The organism is uncultured Bifidobacterium sp. (genome assembly GCF_963540075.1).
GTDB lineage: Bacteria > Actinomycetota > Actinomycetes > Actinomycetales > Bifidobacteriaceae > Bifidobacterium.
Window position 1 is genome coordinate 1 of sequence record NZ_CAUTOG010000032.1, and the last position, 17362, is coordinate 17362.

Below are 17362 nucleotides of genomic sequence, written 5' to 3' on the forward strand. Positions count from 1 at the left end.
CGGTGCCCGCGGTGAACGGCATCACCGGTCTGTCCGGCCCCGGGGCCCTCGGCCCCGCCGACGGGGTCCACCTGCTTCACGGCATGGACCAGATGCATGAGATCCAGCGGGATCTGGCCGTCAGGCGTCCACGCAGGGCCGTCATCATCGGAGCCGGGTACATCGGGATGGAGATGGCCGAGGCTCTTATCCGTCGCGGTCTCGACGTGACCCTCCTGCAGCGCGGACCGGAGGTCCTTCCCACCCTCGATCCCGACCTCGGATCCCTCGTCCGCGACGAGCTCTCCCGCCATGGGGTCCACGTGCGAGTCGGCACCGCGGTGCGAGGCCTGCGACGCGGAGAGCGCGGCCCGGTCGTGATCGGCGAAGACACGACGGGGGTCCGGGAGATCGGAGCCGATCTCGTCATCGCCGTCACCGGCGTGCGGCCCAATACCGGCCTGCTCACGGCGGCCGGAGCCACGACCGGGCCTGGAGCGGCGATCGCCGTGGATGACCATATGCGGACCGGTCTTCCCGATGTCTACGCGGCCGGCGACGGCGTCACCACGAAGCACCGGCTGCTCGGAGACACCTGGCTTCCCTTGGGCACCACGGCCCACAAACAGGGTCGCATCGCCGGCGAGAACGCGGTCGGCGGCGACGCCGCCTTCGCCGGGGTCATCGGGACCCAGGTCGTCAAGGTCTTCGGACTCGTCGCCGCGCGGACGGGCCTGCGGGAGGACGAAGCGCACGACGTCGGGATCTCCGCGCGTTCGGTGACGGCCACGCCCGACGACCACAAGGCGTACTACCCGGGCTCCCATCCGATCGCCATCCGGCTCACGGGCGATTCCGACACCGGACGGCTTCTCGGAGGCCAGCTCGTCGGCGCCTACGGGGCGGAGATCGCCAAGCGGTCCGACGTGCTCGCCGCCGCCATCTTCACCGGGCTCACCGTCCCGCAGCTTTGCGACCTCGACCTCGCCTATACGCCGCCTCTCGCGGCACCGTGGGACGCCGTCCAGGCGGTCGCGCAGCTCTGGGATTGATCCGGGGCGGGTGATGAGTCATCGTTCGGCCGTTTCTGATGGTCGCAACGACCAGGCGGCGTCGCGACTGCTGACCGGAGAGATCCGTGGGCGATGAGGGGCTCGAACCCCCGACATCCACCGTGTAAAGGTGGCGCTCTAGCCGACTGAGCTAATCGCCCGCAGCGACCCACTGTATCGCATCGCCACGCGCGTCGTCCGCCCCGCGCCGCTCATCCCGCCCGCACGCTCGAAGTCGCTTCTCCGGGTCTCCGCGTGTGGCGGAGTCGTGTCTTTTTCATGGTTTCCGGGGCGGGGGGCGGCCCGGGTCGGACGAATCACGTAGAGTAGGGGCGACAGTTGCATGCGGAGGAGGTCTGTGGCCAATGGCTGAGGAATCTGAAGCCGGTCGTGGCGCGTCGGGGATTCCGCGCGTCGGCAAACGCAAATGGGGGTATGACGTCTCCCAGGTCGATGGCTTCCTCGCCAGGGCCCACGCCCTCTACGAGGGCAGTGGCGTCCAGCTGACGCAGCGCGACATCCAGGACGTCTCCTTCGATCTGAGTAAGGGCGGCTATGACATCGCGCAGGTCGACGCCGCCCTGTCCCGGCTCGAGCGTGCGGTTACCGACAAGGGCACCGCGTGGGAGATCGCCCAGAACGGCCGGGTGACGTGGAAGGCCACGACGATGAGCATGTTCAGACGCATCGCCGGGCATGCCGCGCGTCCGGCCAAGGCGCGCTTCGCCGACGGGGATGCGAAGACGCCCTCGTACGACCGGCGCCAGGTGGATCGTCTCATCGACCAGATCATCGCCAAGTCGGCGGCGGGTCTGGGCGTCGACGACTCGCACGGCGACGCCGCGGAGATCGCCCGCCGTCTCGTGGACCTCAACGCCTCATCCGTCTCCAACGTGGTGTTCACCCAGAGGCGCGGGAAGCACGGCTATGACGAGCGTCAGGTCGACTACTATCTCAACGCCTGCATGGAGCTCCTCTCCCGTCTCGAGTCCTATGCGCGCCTCACCGACTATGCGGGCGACTTGGCCGGGCAGGCCGAGGAGCGGGAAGACCGGCTCGACGAGCCGGTTCCCGAGGCTCCCATCGATGTGACGCCGCGGCCCCGCAGCGCTCCCGCATCCGTTTTTCCCGCTGCTCCGCCGGCGGGCACCGAGACGGAGGTCCTGGCTCCTGTCGGCGGCGTCGAGACGGGCAATGCCCCCGCCTCTCAGACATCCGACTTCTCGGGAGCGGCGTCCTCGTTCGACCAGGTCCGCCAGGCCGAGCGTGGCGTTTTCGCGCCGGCTCCTTCTCCGCCGTCCTCGACGTATTCGCAGCCTCGGACGTCCTCCCCGACGACGCCCGTCGTTCCCATGAGGCCTATCGGGGTCTCCGGTTCTTCGCCCTTGTCGGAGTCCTCGTCCCCTGAACCCTCCGCCGCGTCCGCCCGGCGGACCGAAGCGGATGTCCGGGGCGATGCGGCGGAGGGACGCGGGGACAGCTCGCTCGCCGCATTGGCGCATCTCGCCGAATCGACGAGCGCGCCCGTCCATCCCGACGTCCCCAGCATGGACATCCCGCTTCCCGACCTCAAGGTACCCAGCGTGCTGTGGGCCTCTTCCCGGGAACAGGACTCCGCGACCTCCGACGATGGCGCCGGTCAGGGCTCGTCCGACCGGTCCGTTTCGGACGAGAGCTTCTCGATTCCCGATCTGTCCTTCCCGGTGTTCGACGAGGATGCTCCCGCGGCACCGCAATCGTCGGATGACGCCGCACGAGGCGATGCCAGAGGCGGGGGAGGCGCCTCCCGAACGACGGGGGAGCGGAACTGACGATGCCCGATTCGTCGACAGACCGTCGTCGCGTCGTCGTCCTGGGGTCCACCGGCTCCATCGGCACCCAGGGGCTTGACGTCATCTTCCGCCATCCCGAACGCTTCGAGGTCATCGGTCTGGCGGCCGGCGGCTCGCATGTTTCCCTTCTGGCCGAGCAGGCCGTGAGATTCCGCGTCCCCGTCGTCGCGGTGGCCGACAGACGCGCCGCATCCGTTCTGCGCGAGGCTCTGGACGCTCTTGGCGGCGCCGGCATCGCCATCCAGACCGGATATGACGCCGTGGTCTCCCTGGCGGGAGGCGGAGCCGACGTCGTCCTCAACGGGATCACCGGGTCCATCGGTCTTTCCCCCTCGATCGCGGCGCTTCAGGCGGGTTCCCAGCTGGCCCTGGCCAACAAGGAGTCCGTCGTGGCCGGCGGTCATCTGCTATTCGACGCGCAGGTGCGCGAGGCGCAGATCAATCCCGTGGACTCCGAGCATTCGGCCATCTGGCAGTCGCTTCGCGCCGGGGCCCATGAGGAGGTCTCCCGGCTCGTGGTGACGGCCTCCGGCGGTCCCTTCCGCGGCATGACGCGTGGTCAGCTGCGTGACGTGACGCCCGAGCAGGCGCTGAACCATCCGACGTGGCACATGGGTCCGGTCGTCACCATCAACTCCTCCACGCTGATGAACAAGGGGCTTGAGGTCATCGAGGCCAGCCGTCTGTTTCGCATCCCGCCGGAGCGCATCGTCGTGACCGTGCATCCACAGTCCATCGTCCATTCGATGGTCGAGTTCCGTGACGGCGCGACCATCTGTCAGGCGTCCCCACCCGATATGCGCCTGCCCATTGCGCTGGGGCTGTCCTTCCCCGAGCGTCTCGGCGATGTCGCCTCCGCCTGCGACTGGGGCGCGGCGGCCTCCTGGACCTTCGAACCCCTCGACGACGAGGCCTTTCCCGCCGTGTCGCTGGCCCGGCAGTGCCTGGCCGCCTCCCAGAAGCATACGGCCGTGCTCAACGCCGCCAACGAGCAGGCGGTCCACGCCTTCCTCGCGCATCGTCTGCCGTATCTGGGCATCGTCGACACCGTGAAGGCCGTACTTGACGAGATGGACGCCGGCCTGCGATCGGCTCCCCTGTTCGAGTCCGTGGAGGAGATGGAGCGGATCGAGGACGAGGCCCGCCGCCGCGCCGACGATCTGATAGACCGGACGGCGTAGGGCTCGGGCCTCCCGGATGAGGGACGCGCACGGACGGCTCTGCGAACGGGACGCCCACGGGCTCCGCTCGGCGGGCGCCTGGGAGACCGGCGACGTCGTGCGTCGGACCGGCCGCCGTGTGGCGACGGGGTTCCCGCGCATGAGCCGCACGAGCCGGCAGACACGATAACGGATGGACGACGAACGGATGGGAAGAACAGATGAGGACGGGACGATGAACGAGAAGGCGAGCATTCACGACGGCTGGCGTGAGGGAGCGGCGCAGCCGCGGAACCTCCAGGGGTCCGGTCCCACATCCCCGGATTCCGCGGCCCAGGGCTTCCGCCGCACCGGCGAGACCGGCATCAGCGAGTCGCCGCTGCATCCCCGCCGCAGATCCCGCCGGATCATGGTCGGGCCGGTGCCGGTCGGCGGAGGCGCGCCCATCAGCGTCCAGTCGATGACGAACACTCCCACCACGGACATCAACGCCACCCTGCAGCAGATCGCTGAGCTGGCCGCCGCCGGCTGCGACATCGTACGCGTCGCCGTGCCGAGCCAGGACGACGCCGACGCGCTGCCCATCATCGCCGCCAAGTCGCCGATCCCCGTCATCGCGGACATCCACTTCCAGAGCAAGTACGTCTTCCAGGCCATCGATGCCGGATGCGCGGCCGTGCGGGTGAACCCGGGCAACATCCGACATTTCGACCAGGTCGGCCCCTCCATCTGCCGTGCCGCGGAGGACGCGGGCATCTCCCTGCGCATCGGCGTGAACGCCGGCTCCCTCGACAAGGACATCTACGCGAAGTATGGCGGGCCCACGCCCGAGGCGCTCGTCGCCTCCGCCCTCAAGGAGGCCCGGATGTTCGAGGACGTCGGCTTCCACGACTTCAAGATCTCCGTCAAGCACCACGATCCCGTCACCATGGTGCAGACCTATCGCCTGCTCGCCTCCAAGGGCGACTGGCCGCTGCATCTGGGGGTCACCGAGGCCGGCCCCGCCTGGCAGGGGACCATCAAGTCCTGCCTCGCCTTCGGAGCGCTCCTGTCCGAGGGCATCGGCGACACCATCCGCGTCTCGCTGTCCGCGCCGCCCGTCGAGGAGGTCAAGGTCGGCTGCAAGATTCTCGAATACCTCGGGCTTCGCCAGAGGCACTTCGACATCATCTCGTGCCCGAGCTGCGGGCGTGCGCAGGTGGACGTCATCCAGCTCGCCAACGCCGTCACCGAGGGGCTCAAGGACATCACCGCCCCCATCCGCGTGGCCGTCATGGGCTGCATCGTCAACGGTCCCGGCGAGGCCCGCGAGGCCGACCTCGGAGTCGCCTCCGGCAACGGCAAGGGACAGATCATCATCAAGGGCAGGGTCGTCAGAACCGTCCCCGAGGACCAGATCGTGCCCACGCTGCTTGAGACTGCCCGTGAGATCGCCGCACGCATGGAGAAGGAGGGCGGGGCTCTCGACGGCGTCACCGGACCCGTCGTCATCCCCGTCACCGAGACGCCGGCCCAGCATCGCCGTCGGCATCCCGACCACCGCCAGACCGGTCAGGGCAGGGATGCGATGCGCTCCGTCGAGGCCGCCTGAGAGGATGGTCAGCCCGTCCCTTCGCAGGGACGAGCCGCCGTCGGCGTGCGCCGTGCGGGGTCATGGAGTGACGGTTCCCGGGCGTACCGGGGATGACGATCTCACATAGGCGGAACCGTGCTTCCGGGTTCGCCGAGGCCCTTTCCGGACCCCGCGGTTACAATGAGGCACGTGCCGAAGGAACAGGACCAGCCGGGCGGGCCGGAAGACGCCGATGCAAGGGACGCGGACCCCGAGGACGCCGGCCGCAGGCTGGACCGGCCATGGAGCCGGGGCAGACGGCTGTCGGTGAGCCTCCCCATCGCCGTGATCCTTCTTGCCGCCCTCGTCTTCGTCTCGCATGCCACGGCGATCAGCTGGAGCAACGAGCCCAGCGGCCAGACCATCGAGACCCTCACCGCCGACACCGCGGTCACCTTCCGCAACACCACGGGCACGGCGCAGCCGAAGCTCGGCGACTATGCGGTCACCAGGCGCTACATCACCATCAGGGCCGTGCGGCCGTCCACCGGCGAGGTGCAGCGGATTCGCGTGCTCATCCGCGAACCGAAGGGCGCCACCGGCCGGAGGCCGGCCGTCGTGTTCATGCACGGCGCCGGATACGGCACGGCGGACAACTCCTTCGGCGACGTCGCCAAGGACCTCAGCTCCGCCGGATTCGTCACCGCCGTGCTCGACAAGCCCGTGTGGTCCACCAACGACGTCACCCGCGACTACCCCGCCTCGGCGAAGATCTACGACCAGGTGATCCGCTATCTGCGTACCCTGGACGACGTGAACGCCGACAAGGTCGGCATCTACGCCACCTCGGAAAGCGCGTGGATCTCCTCCTATCTGCTGCGCGACGACGACCGCATCGCCTTCCAGATTCTGCTCAGTCCCATGGTCTCCACACCCCGGCAGTCCCTGGGGTTCCTCGCCGCGCAGGACTTCAGCCTGGTGGGCGCCAACGACGGCTACCAGTCGATCATCCGCAGGCTGCTGCGGGCGGACGGCACGGTGGTGGGGCTGACGAACTTCGACGTGCGCACGCTTGACGAACGCGCCTACTCCATCCCGACCTTCGTGGCGTATGGATCGAAGGACGTGATGACTGCGCAGGTCAGCGGTGTGCACAACATCCTCAAGCTCGCCCATGACGCGGGCAACTGGGACGTGACGATCCGGAGCTATCCGGTCGCCAACCATGTGCTGCGGCTGGGGGACGAGTCCGAGTCGAACACGCAGCTCGCCGACGGCTACGTCACCGACATGACGAACTGGGCCGTGGGAACCGTGGCCGGGCTCACGCAGACGAGCGAGCGCGTCGCGGGCGCCACGATCTACCAGTCGATCCCCGTGCCCTCCGAGCTGCGGTCCGACAGGCCGCTGACGATATACGGGCTCATCCTCCACGGCGTGACCGCGCTTCTCGTCCTGGCGACCCTGGTCCTGTCGCTCGTCGCTCTGGGGAGACGGATCCGGCACTCGTTGCTCCGCCTGCCCGGCCCGTCGCTGGGATTTCGCCACGGCTTCGGAGGGGTTCTTCTCGGCCTTACCGTGGCGACGCTGTCGGCTCTCATGCTGCTGGGGGCCGGATTCGCCCAGGTGGTGATGAAGGTGGTGCGCCTGGCCTGGGGCGCTGCCCCCGACCCCAGCGCGGGCATCGCCTACTGGAGCTGGCCGGTCATCCAGGTGGTGTGCGTGCTGGTGGTCTGGGCGTGGTCCCGGGTTCTCGCCCGCCTCGTCGAGGTGGCGTCGCGGCGCGGGATCATCCGATGGCCTCCCCGCCACGGGGCGATCCGGGAGGTGGTCAGCGGTGACGAACCGGTGCTCGCCACGACCAGGCTCGGGCGTGTGCTGTTCTGGCTGAGCGCGGTGACCATGCTCCACGTCCTGCTCGTCTTCGCCTTCTGGGGACTGTTCCTGTACTGATTCCGCGTACTGATTCCGCGTCGGCCGCAGGGCGTGTGGATTTTATCGCAAGGAGGTGTGCATGCCGCTGTATCGGGATGAGGGGGTGGTGCTGCGCACGGTCAAGCTCGGCGAGGCCGACCGCATCCTGACGATGCTCACGCGCGCGCACGGCAAGGTGCGGGCCGTGGCCAAGGGCGTGCGGCGCACGAAGTCCCGCTTCGGCGGACGGCTCGAACCCTTCATGAGGGTCGACCTGCTCATGGCCACTGGGCGGTCTCTGGACGTCGTCTCGCAGGCCGCGTCCATCGCCGTGTACGCCGGGCCGATCGGATCCGACTACGACTCGTACACGGCGGCCAGCGCCGTCGCCGAAACCGCGGACCTCGTGGTGACGGCCGAGCATCAGCCCGTCCCCGACCAGTACCGTCTGCTCGTCGGGGCCCTCGCGGCCCTCGCCCGCCGTGCGCACGCCCCGCAGGACATCGGCGAATCCTACGTCATACGGGCCCTGGCACTCGCTGGCTGGAAGCCTCGGCTCGACTCCTGCGTGGTCTGCGGCGATCCGGTGGAAGCGGCGGCAGGGAGGGGGTCTGTCCGAATCCCACGGGATGTGATCGTGGCGGGTGCGACGAATGGGGAGGGAACGGATGGGACGAGGGCGATGGCCGCGGATGACGGACGATCCGTCTGGTTCTCCGTGGCGGGCGGTGGGGTGATGTGCGATGCGGACCGCACCCCCGACGCGCGGGCGGTGGGCGTCGGGGCGCTGAGGCGTCTGGCCGCGCTCATCGACGGCGACTGGTCCGTGCTCGACGCCGGCCGGGCCGGGGTGGACGTCGAGCACGGACCAGTCGCCGTCGCGAATCTTCGGCGTTCCGTGCCGGGAGTCCGGGCGGATGCCGTGGGGGCGGACCCTGCCGAAGTCTCCGACTCCCCGTATGCCGTCACGCCCGGCTCTTCCGCTCCCGGCTCCGCACCACGCTCCGTCCTGCGCGATTCGGCGCGTCTTGTCGAGGAATGGAGCACGTACTATCTCGAACGGCCCATTCGTTCGCTGCGCTGGGTAGATTCGTAGGCATGGCTTTCGACAAGGTCGACTACACGTCGCTGAGCGTCCCGGCGGCGCCCTTCTCCGATCCCTCCCGCATTCCCGATTTCCCCAGGGACAGGGTCCCGCGCCATGTGGGCGTCATCATGGACGGCAACGGACGCTGGGCCAAGAGTCGCGGCCTGGTGCGCACGGACGGGCATCAGGCCGCCGAGCCCGTGGTGTTCGACACCATCGCCGGGGCCATCGAGGCGGGCGTGCGGTATCTGAGCCTGTACACCTTCTCCACGGAGAACTGGAGGCGCTCCCCGCAGGAGGTGCGTTTCCTCATGGGCTTCTCGCGTGACATCATCCACCGCCGGGTGGCGCAGATGGACGACTGGGGCGTCCGCGTGCGGTGGTCGGGTCGTCGTCCGAGGCTGTGGCGGTCCGTCATCGACGAACTGGAGACGGCGATGGACCGTACGAGGAGCAACACGGTCATCGACGTCGTCTTCTGCATCAACTACGGCGGCCGGGCGGAGATTGCGGATGCGGCCGCGGCGGTCGCCCGCGAGGTCAGGGACGGGAGGATCAGCGGCGACCGCGTGACGGAGAGGATGATCGCCGAGCATCTGTACAACCCCGACATCCCTGACGTCGACCTCGTCATCCGCACGTCGGGCGAGCAGCGCACGTCGAACTTCCTGCCGTGGGAGGCCGCCTACGCGGAGCTCGACTTCGTTCCCGAGCTCTTCCCCGACTGCGGGCGCGACGTGCTGTGGCGCTCCATCGACCATTACGTGCACCGAGACAGGCGCTTCGGCGGCGTTACGGCGTGATTCCCAATTTCTTCAGTTCGTCGAGGAACTGCCGGACGTTGGCCGAATAGTTCGGATATGCGGTTCTGAGCTGTTCAAGGGAAGTGGCGTGCACCAGGACGACGTTGTTGAAGTGTCTGGAGGATTCCGATGATTGCTCCGTTTTGTTTGTGTCGTGCCTGTTGAATGGTTTATCGTCGATTGCCTTCTCGCACGCCTCGTAACGGTCGAGGGCGGAATCAAGCTGGTCGTCGCTGAAGGTCTCGACGTCGAGAAACTGCTCGTCGGCTGAAAACTTGAGGAGAAACACCGTATCGTCCGTCGAGGTGCGGGGGGACACGGAATAGACGCCGTCACAGACCTTGCGGAGGTCGGAGATGATCGTCTCGGTCATGGGGTTGTCGCGTATGTGCTCGATTATCGATTCGCGGGAGCAACCGGAATCAACCGTAGGTAGAGGGATGTTCTCTTCGAGGGCGAAAAGATCGGACACGGCCGTGAAGAACGCAAGCCGCTGCCCGTCCTGCAACGATGGGTGGATTGCGGTGTCGGGGTTCTTGTAATCGTTATTGTAGATTTCTCCGGCTGTTTCGACGGTGGTCGCCCAGCAGTGTTCGAGTCTGGTTCGAATCTGTATCTCCACGCGGTACATGATGCCATCCGATGGAATCGATGCGATGAGGTGTGCGAGCGGTATCCGTTGGAATGCGGACGACGAATATAGTCCTTTTCCCCTCTTCCGAGGTTCTTCAGTTCGAGTCCGGTCTTCAGTATCAGGACTGCTTCATCGACTTCGGCGATGTCTTTGACGATGAGGCGACATCCTCCTATGTCATCCAACGTCCCGAGTTCGAATTTCGAGCTTGCTCTTTTAAGCTTTGCCCTGATGGAGGCCATCCGCTTCATCCGATAGGTAGCTACGGAGCCCGGAAAATGATGCGAGCAGGAAAGCACGGACCGGAAGCATCGTTGCGTCGGTTCGGCGTGTTGCATACGCCATTGCTCCGCGATTGCAAGTGCATCCCGATCACCGTACGAGAGCCCGGATCCGGTGTGAGAAAGCAGGACTCCTGCTCGAGTTGCTTTGCGTCGACTGACCTTGGACTCCATGAAAGGATTGTATTGCATTCGTAGACGGTATGGCCTAAAATGAGCTTTTCTGAAGTGCGGTGATATCGGATTCGTGTCCGGTTCTGCTGCTTTCAGCGTCAGGGGGTGGGAAGCATGACAACGATTATGGATGTTGCGGTGCACATTCTTCGGCGCTATGGGTCAATGACCACTATGAAGCTGCAGAAACTTGCCTATTATTCCCAAGCTGAGGCCCTCTCCCATAGAGGGACGCCGCTTTTCGATGAGGATTTTCAATCTTGGAGGGGCGGACCCGTCTGCTACGACCTCTTCCTACGGCACAAAGGGAAATTCATCGTCGCGGCCACGGATCTTGAAGGGGATTCCGTGCATGGTCTCTCGTCTGCGGATGCATCCGTCGTCGATCGGGTGTGTGATCGCCTGTCATCATGCAGTGGCAACGAGCTGAGCGAGCGTACCCACAAAGAGGATCCCTGGAGAGACATGAGGAAGGGTCTGTCCCTGTCGGATCGGGGGGGCGAGGTCATATCCAAGGATGCGATTCGTCGTTTCTACCGGGTGAATCCCGTCCTTGGCGCTGCGGTTCGTTCATAACGGCCATTCATTGCCAGCCGCCTGCCGTGGAGGGGCGTCAATCCACAAGTTATGACGGTCCTGGCGCGTGGCTAGGGATTCTGATGCCTGATTGCAGAAGTCGCTCATGCATGATTGTGGAACATCCTGATGTATGTTTGTGAAACGTCCTAATGCATGATTATGGAAGTTCCTGATGCATAATGAGGGGTGTTCCATGATTCCGCGGATTCTTTCCGGTCAGCTCAGACGTCTGGCGTAGTGGTTCCCGGTCGTCTCCCTCACCGGTCCCCGTCAGAGCGGGAAGTCCACGCTGGTGAAGGCGGTGTTCCCCGACTACGACTATGTGAATCTTGAGGACCCCCAGATGCGTCGGTCGGCGGTCGAGGATCCCGTGGGGTTCATCCGCAGTCGTCCCGCGCATCTCATCATCGATGAGGCGCAGAATTCCCCGGAGATCTTCTCCATGATTCAGGTGGCTTCCGACGAAAGGCGCGAATCCGGGCAGTACATCCTCTGCGGATCCCAGAACTTCCTTCTCATGAGAAGCATCGGGCAGTCCCTTGCCGGTCGTGCGGGCGTTCTCCGGCTGCTTTCCTCTGTCCTATGCCGAAGCGGTGTCCTCTGCCGCGTCATCGGCCTCGTCGTCTGCAGCGGCATCCTCCGCATCATCAGGGAAGGATGCACGGGGGGCGGAAGCTTATGACGACGAAAAGCGAACGCTGGGTGCCGATGATTTCATGCTGCGGGGCGGATTCCCACGCCTGTATGATGTCGACATGCCGACGTCTGTCTTCCCATCGCGGGGTCGGCCGGCACATCCTTCCGCTCCGGGTTACAGTCGATGCCGGACGGGGTCGAGCTGATTCTTGATGATGCTGCAGCCAACGGCGACTCTGCAGGGCGTGATTGAGAAGCGGTGGGAGCCGAGTTCTTCGGCTACCTTCCAGAGATTCACCGCGATAATTAGGTATCGGCCGCCTCATGATGGCGATTGATGACAGGGCAAACCGATGAGTATTAGGCTCCACGTATTTGCCGCCATGACTTTCGTGGCGGCCCTAGGTCTCAAAGGTGGTTGGGGGGATGATGCGATTGCCCATAGGAGCAAGATGCGTTTTCCAACCAACTCTGGTTGTCGCGTATCCCCCGTTACACGGTGGTTACCCTATATTGTCGCCGTGCTAGTCAAGCCCGATTGAGGAGAGCGTATGCATCTTGAGTCCGCTGATGGACATGTCTCCGGATTCGGCGACAATCATGACCTTTCTCGGGCCGGGAGAGGGATAGCTGTAGGAGCTCAGAACCTGGCGTCCGTCGTTGACATACACTTCAACGCAACCGCGGTCCACGAAGACGCGCAATTCGAGCATGCCCGATTGCAGCTCCTGCTTGCTCAACGGGGCTGCTCGGTATCCTCTGTCGCCTTGGGCCGCTGCCTGTCTGTCGATGACGACGCAGTTGGTCTGAGCGTCGTAGCAGATGGCGGTATATGCGCCGTCGTTCGTGACGTGTACTCGTAGTCCTGCTCGTTCCGCAGTCGTAGCTCCAAGGTCGATGGTCATTTCGATTTCCATGGCTTCGACGTCGTCTGCGACCGTTCTCTGGCCGTTGACGTCGAGATGCACAGGACCCAAATCACTGCTGTGTGAGCGGAGGCCCGTCATCTCCCGGGCTGGGGCTGTTTGCAGATAGCCGTCGGGACCAAGCGTGATTTCACGAGGCAGCGTGAGATTGCCGCACCACCCGTCCTTCTCCATGGGAATCGGTGGCGTGAACGGGCTCATCCACCCGTACATGATACGCCGCTGCTCGTCGGCGAAGGACTGCGGGGCGTAGAAGTTGTGTCCCCAGTCCCATGGACGGAACTTGGTATCTGGTTCGAAGGCTTCCCCCGGCGTCCAGTTGCCGATCATGTATCCGGCGTTGCTGACGTTGCGGTTCATGAAGCCGTCGGCTTTCGTGCCCATTGCCGAGAACCCGATTACCCAGCGTTCTCGGCCCTGTGGGTCGCGGATGGGGAAGAAATCCGGGCATTCGAGCATGAACACATCCGGGTCCGGGTGCTCGAATAATACGCGCTCATAAGTCCAACGCACCATATCGGCCGAGGAGAACAGCCACATCTGCCCGCGGTGCTCCCTTGAGGTCACCCCGAAGGTCATATACCAGGTATCGCCGGTCTTCCAAACTTTCGGATCGCGGTAGTTGTAGCAGACGCGATTGCGCGGACAGTCGATTACCATGCCGAGTTTGGTCGCGTGGGTGAGGGCGTCATCATCCGCCTCAGCGAGCATTTGCACCTGCCGTTCGCCGTCTTTGCCGTCTTTGCCGTTGACCCATCGATGCCCGGTGTAGTAGAAGCGCATCTTGCCGTCATCGCCGACTGCCGCCGAACCGGAGAATACGCCATCTTTCTCCTGCTCGAGCGAGGGGGCGAACATCACCGGCTCACGACGCCAATGCAGCATGTCGGGAGAGGACACGTGTCCCCAGTGCATAGGACCCCACTGTGTGCCATACGGGTGAAGCTGGTAGAAGACGTGCCAACGTTCCCTGTACCGGCAAAGACCGTTGGGGTCGTTAATCCAGCCGCCGTTTGAGGCTATATGGAAGATGGGATACCAGCGGTCGTCGCGTGTGGCCGCTAATGTCCGGATACTTTCCTCTGCCTTGGCAAGCAACGACTCATGGTTGCGTATTGGGGTGAGTATGGGCGTTGTCGGCGTGAAGCCGGAAGCCGAGGTGATGTCTTCGGAGGCGGCTGTTGTCTCGGATAGGTCATTCATGGGTTCTCCTTGGAAACGTATGTATCGTGCTTGTGCGGGAGGAGTTTGAGCGGAGTGTGGCGGCCGTTGCTGTTACTTTCGCAGTGCGGCCGCCACAATGGTCGCGTTAGCTCTGGGCGGCGGCCGCGGTTTGCATGGCGCGCTTCTGCTTATCGGTGTAGAACGGATCGCCGCCGATTTCTTGATTATCGTGTTTGATGACGAATATGCCGTATACGAGTGCGACAAACACGATGCCGGAGATGGTGAAGAAGGTCGGGCGGTCGCCAAGATGGTCATGCAGGGCGCCCAGCGGGGTGGAAAAGATCACTTGGCCGACTTGTGAGGCAATCTGGAATCCGACCATGTACAGGGTCGCCGACAGCCTTGTGTCGAAGTGCAACGTGAAATACCGGAAGGCGGGAAGGCAGAACAGCGGGACTTCGATGGAGTGGAATAGCTTGACGATGGAGATGGACACAGGGTCATGGAACACGCCGCAGAGGCCTATGCGCAGGAACATCACCGTTGCACCAAGCAACAAGGAGTTGCGGACGCCGATCTTGCGCATGATAATTGGCACTACGCCCATCATCGCCGATTCGAGAAAGACCTGGATGGAGTTGAGCGTGCCATAGGTGGCGTTGCCGATTTCCGTGGTGGAGAACAGGGATGCGTAATAGTTAGGGAACATCTGCTGATCAAATACAGTGTAGAAAGTGTTGGTCAGCAGCATGAACACGATGAGCACCCACAGGGTCGGCATCTTGAGGACGGAAAGCATTTCGCGCATCGACGGGTTGGTCGGGGCGGCATTGGAATCAGCCTCCTTGCGCAGTTCGTCCTTCTGTTGGGAAGGAACCCAGAAAAGGTAGACACACAACATACCGAGGCCGAATAGTGAGCCGACCCAGAAGTTGAGCATTGCGTTGATATTAAATAGGAATCCTGCACACAGCGCGACGATGGCGTAGCCAAAGGATCCCCAGGCACGCGACTGGCCGTATTCGAAACCGAAGTAGCGTGAATAGCGCTCGGTAATAGCTTCAATCAAAGAGCAGCCCGACATGAATCCGGCGGACAGCACTACCGAGCCAATCAGCGCGCCAACCATTCGCACGGTTCCACCGGCGGTCAGCATCGGCGCATAGACGAATTGCACGAACGGTCCGACGCATGCGGCAATCACCGAGATGATAACGACGAGCCGGCGTTTGATACCCAGCCTATCTTGGACGGTCCCATAGACGAACATGATGATGAGGGTCGCCAGTGAGTTGATTGAGTAAATCTCGCCCTGCTGCGCTGCAGTCATGCCAAGACCGTGCGTAGAGTCGGTGAGCCAACGGGAGAAGAATGACCACCAGATGCCCCAGGAGCAGAAGAACATAAAGATGCCGAAGGAGCTTTGCAGGTAAGAGGGATTGCTCCATACAGACGGTGGTTTCTTCGTCGTGCGTTCCATGATTGATGCCTCTTTTCCGAGCGGTGTCGCAACGGTGCGGCACTTCCATTGATTCCGACGTCATATTGTCGGGTCCGCGAGGCCACCTCGCTCTCGCTGACAAAATCAAAAGTAGGACGTCAATCGATTTACGTCAATCGATTTATGTCCGGCGTGTCAAATCGAGCACCATCGCGAATCGGTGGGGAAACGGGACGAGTTCGCCCGTCACTAACGTCCTGTTAATCGAACAACAGGTATGGGCCACTGTCACGTCCGTACTGACCCCTTGTCAATGAGAGTGCAGTGGATTGTGGCGGGTATTGGCGCATCCAGTGGTGGCATGGGCGCGTTTGTCTGCGGCCAGTGAGAACAATCGATGTCATGCCCTTCAATCATCGAGATTAAGCGACAAGCGGCCCAATAGCCCATCTCATAGTGAGGTAATTCGATCGTGGTCAGCTGGGGCTCTAGGGTTTCGGCGAAGACGCGATGGTTGTCCACTCCCACGATGGAGATATCCCGGCCAATGGTGAGTCCCCGGCGTGCCGCGCACTCATACACATACCAGGCACGGGCATCATTGAAGCAGAAGAATGCATCCGGGTGCTGCCTGTCGAAAAGCTCGCTTACCGTTTTCAGGGCAGGTCCATTGTTGGCCACGTCTACGTGCAGGGAATCATCGATCGGCATTCCCGCATCGGCAAGTGCTGCATGATATCCGCGTAGGCGGCCGGATTGCGCCAGCAGAGGGTCGGAGCATCCGATATAGGAGATGCGCAGACAGCCGGCGTGAATGAGTCGTGTTGTGGCATCGTACCCGATGCGGAATTCGTCCGGCTCCACGCTGGGGAATCGCCCGCTGCGATCTGTGGCGTTTACTAGGACGAGTATGTAATCGGTGAGATATCGGGGTATGTCGGTGATACGGTTAGACATCTTCGAGTACAGGAACCCGTCCACGCCGTATCGCTTGAGCGCTGCGGTCTCGTTCTCTTCCTTGGCCTTGCCGTCTGTACTGACAGTAAGCAGCACGTATCCGTATGCGCTTGCCGCGTCTTGGGCGCCGAGGATGATGCCGCCGGCAAACGGGGTGGTCGCCACTTCCTCTCCCATGAACCCAAGCATGTGTGTGCGGTTGGTTCTCAGGCTGCGCGCGAGCTGATTCGGCCGATATCCAAGTTTATCGGCGGTTCGACGGATGAATTCCGCCGTCTCCGGATTGACGCGTCCAGCGTCGTGGTGATTAAGCACGAGGGATACAGTGGCTTTGGAAACCCCCGCGAGATCGGCGATATCCTGCATGGTGGTCATGGGTGATCGCGGCCTCCTCCCTCAAACATATTGCCAGCGATTATCCTACGCAGAACAGGTTCCGTCTGTGTCGTACGGGGTTCATGCATGCATCCCCGCTCCTGCCCGATCCCGGTGCCTTCGTGTTCCAGGGTTTCAGCGTCGGGGGCTCTCCCCGTCGTCGAGCAGATGGTCGACGAGCGCGGGCTTCTCGGCGAGCTGCCCGGAGAAGCCGGGACGGATGTCGAGCTTGAGGGTGACGCCCGTGCGGTAGCCCTGTCCGGCGAGCTTCATCGTCGCGTCGCGCACGACTTTGAGCACCGCGTCCAGGTCGCCTTCGATGTTCGTGAACATGGCGTTCGTCTCGTTCGGCAGCCCCGAGTCGCGGATCACGCCCACCGCCTGCGCGACGTATCCGCTGAGCTCCGACCCCACGCCGCTGGGGGCGATGGCCACCGCCGCCACGGTGTTGATGTACGGCCTGCCCGTCGCCGGGTCGACCGGCGCCTCCTGCCGTTCCGCGTTGCGGTCGGGAACGCAGGCTTCCGTCGTCGCCTTCGTCGTGCCGTCCGTTGCCGTGCCGTTCGTGTCGCTCATTCTTCCTCCTGCTTTCCCCGATAATGCGTCTGATCAGTGCGTCCGATCATGCGGTCTGATACGGGTGATGCCTCCATGGTCATTGCCCGGCAGCCCATCGTATCCGCCGTCATCGCCACGCCCAGGCGTGGTCCATCGGTCCCGACCCGCGGCCGATGTCAAGTCCGGCCGCCAGTGCGCCCGACAGATACCGCTTGGCCGAGCGCACGGCGTCCTCCAGTCCTTCCCCAAGGGCGA

The 17362-nt window shown here is 63.8% G+C and carries 13 protein-coding genes, 1 tRNA gene and 3 pseudogenes; 9 read left to right on the plus strand and 8 right to left on the minus strand.

Annotation, left to right across the window (positions count from 1 at the left end; all coding sequences use genetic code 11):
• Positions 1-1031, plus strand: a 1031-nt coding sequence (locus RWX87_RS04945) for an FAD-dependent oxidoreductase (RefSeq protein WP_314688162.1), incomplete at its 5' end; no start/stop codon positions are given.
• Positions 1032-1118: 87 nt separating this feature from the next.
• On the opposite strand, the gene RWX87_RS04950 is transcribed toward RWX87_RS04945, so the two are convergent.
• Positions 1119-1192: transfer RNA gene (locus RWX87_RS04950), tRNA-Val, on the minus strand.
• Positions 1193-1396: 204 nt separating this feature from the next.
• Here RWX87_RS04950 and RWX87_RS04955 point away from each other — a divergent pair.
• From RWX87_RS04955 to RWX87_RS04980, 6 genes and pseudogenes are all read left to right on the plus strand, one after another.
• Positions 1397-2842: a DivIVA domain-containing protein gene (locus RWX87_RS04955; protein WP_314688164.1), complete on the plus strand. Its 1446-nt coding sequence runs from the start codon at positions 1397-1399 to the stop codon at positions 2840-2842.
• 2 nt (positions 2843-2844) lie between these two features.
• On the plus strand, positions 2845-4044 hold the full coding sequence (gene dxr, locus RWX87_RS04960) for a 1-deoxy-D-xylulose-5-phosphate reductoisomerase (protein WP_399552308.1): 1200 nt from the start codon (positions 2845-2847) through the stop codon (positions 4042-4044).
• Positions 4045-4231: 187 nt separating this feature from the next.
• A pseudogene (ispG, locus tag RWX87_RS04965) lies at positions 4232-5524 on the plus strand (flavodoxin-dependent (E)-4-hydroxy-3-methylbut-2-enyl-diphosphate synthase); the annotation flags it as partial.
• Positions 5525-5866: 342 nt separating this feature from the next.
• Positions 5867-7528 (plus strand): alpha/beta hydrolase, encoded by a 1662-nt coding sequence (locus tag RWX87_RS04970; protein ID WP_314688185.1) that lies wholly within the window; start codon positions 5867-5869, stop codon positions 7526-7528.
• A 61-nt stretch (positions 7529-7589) separates the two neighbouring features.
• Positions 7590-8585, plus strand: coding sequence for a DNA repair protein RecO (gene recO / locus RWX87_RS04975; RefSeq protein ID WP_399552309.1), 996 nt, complete (start codon positions 7590-7592; stop codon positions 8583-8585).
• Between the two features lie 2 nt (positions 8586-8587).
• Positions 8588-9379 (plus strand): isoprenyl transferase, encoded by a 792-nt coding sequence (locus tag RWX87_RS04980; RefSeq protein ID WP_314688166.1) that lies wholly within the window; start codon positions 8588-8590, stop codon positions 9377-9379.
• On the opposite strand, the gene RWX87_RS04985 is transcribed toward RWX87_RS04980, so the two are convergent.
• Positions 9369-10010 carry a hypothetical protein gene (locus tag RWX87_RS04985; RefSeq protein WP_314688169.1) on the minus strand — a complete coding sequence of 214 codons (642 nt, stop codon included), beginning with the start codon at positions 10008-10010 and terminating at the stop codon, positions 9369-9371. The genes RWX87_RS04980 and RWX87_RS04985 overlap by 11 nt on opposite strands.
• 44 nt (positions 10011-10054) lie before the next feature.
• Positions 10055-10486, minus strand: a pseudogene (locus RWX87_RS06830) ((p)ppGpp synthetase); the annotation flags it as partial.
• A gap of 96 nt (positions 10487-10582) precedes the next feature.
• Between RWX87_RS06830 and RWX87_RS04990 the strand changes: the two are divergent.
• On the plus strand, positions 10583-11044 hold the full coding sequence (locus tag RWX87_RS04990; RefSeq protein WP_314688172.1) for a type II toxin-antitoxin system antitoxin SocA domain-containing protein: 462 nt from the start codon (positions 10583-10585) through the stop codon (positions 11042-11044).
• Positions 11045-11339: 295 nt separating this feature from the next.
• A complete protein-coding gene (locus tag RWX87_RS04995; RefSeq protein ID WP_314688174.1) occupies positions 11340-11729 on the plus strand; it encodes an AAA family ATPase in 390 nt (129 codons plus the stop codon).
• Positions 11730-12207: 478 nt separating this feature from the next.
• On the opposite strand, the gene RWX87_RS05000 is transcribed toward RWX87_RS04995, so the two are convergent.
• The 5 genes and pseudogenes from RWX87_RS05000 to RWX87_RS05020 form a co-directional block, all read right to left on the minus strand.
• The gene (locus RWX87_RS05000; protein WP_314688176.1) at positions 12208-13812 is read right to left on the minus strand and encodes a GH32 C-terminal domain-containing protein; all 1605 of its coding nucleotides are present in this window, start codon (positions 13810-13812) and stop codon (positions 12208-12210) included.
• Between the two features lie 106 nt (positions 13813-13918).
• Entirely contained in the window at positions 13919-15256 is a 1338-nt protein-coding gene (locus RWX87_RS05005; RefSeq protein ID WP_314688177.1) for an MFS transporter, read from the minus strand.
• A 249-nt stretch (positions 15257-15505) separates the two neighbouring features.
• A complete protein-coding gene (locus RWX87_RS05010; protein WP_314688179.1) occupies positions 15506-16549 on the minus strand; it encodes a LacI family DNA-binding transcriptional regulator in 1044 nt (347 codons plus the stop codon).
• 135 nt (positions 16550-16684) lie between these two features.
• The gene (locus RWX87_RS05015) at positions 16685-17125 is read right to left on the minus strand and encodes a thiamine-binding protein (protein ID WP_314688180.1); all 441 of its coding nucleotides are present in this window, start codon (positions 17123-17125) and stop codon (positions 16685-16687) included.
• Between the two features lie 109 nt (positions 17126-17234).
• Positions 17235-17362: pseudogene (locus RWX87_RS05020) on the minus strand (hydroxymethylpyrimidine/phosphomethylpyrimidine kinase); the annotation flags it as partial.

Bases quoted from the DNA above. Each gene is read 5' to 3' on its own strand.
- RWX87_RS04955 (WP_314688164.1), top strand. From the start codon at position 1,397: ATGGCTGAGGAATCTGAAGCCGGTCGTGGCGCGTCGGGGATTCCGCGC.
- dxr (WP_399552308.1), top strand. From the start codon at position 2,845: ATGCCCGATTCGTCGACAGACCGTCGTCGCGTCGTCGTCCTGGGGTCC.
- recO (WP_399552309.1), top strand. From the start codon at position 7,590: ATGCCGCTGTATCGGGATGAGGGGGTGGTGCTGCGCACGGTCAAGCTC.
- RWX87_RS04980 (WP_314688166.1), top strand. From the start codon at position 8,588: ATGGCTTTCGACAAGGTCGACTACACGTCGCTGAGCGTCCCGGCGGCG.
- RWX87_RS04985 (WP_314688169.1), bottom strand. From the start codon at position 10,010: ATGTACCGCGTGGAGATACAGATTCGAACCAGACTCGAACACTGCTGG.
- RWX87_RS04990 (WP_314688172.1), top strand. From the start codon at position 10,583: ATGACAACGATTATGGATGTTGCGGTGCACATTCTTCGGCGCTATGGG.
- RWX87_RS05000 (WP_314688176.1), bottom strand. From the start codon at position 13,812: ATGAATGACCTATCCGAGACAACAGCCGCCTCCGAAGACATCACCTCG.
- RWX87_RS05005 (WP_314688177.1), bottom strand. From the start codon at position 15,256: ATGGAACGCACGACGAAGAAACCACCGTCTGTATGGAGCAATCCCTCT.
- RWX87_RS05010 (WP_314688179.1), bottom strand. From the start codon at position 16,549: ATGACCACCATGCAGGATATCGCCGATCTCGCGGGGGTTTCCAAAGCC.
- RWX87_RS05015 (WP_314688180.1), bottom strand. From the start codon at position 17,125: ATGAGCGACACGAACGGCACGGCAACGGACGGCACGACGAAGGCGACG.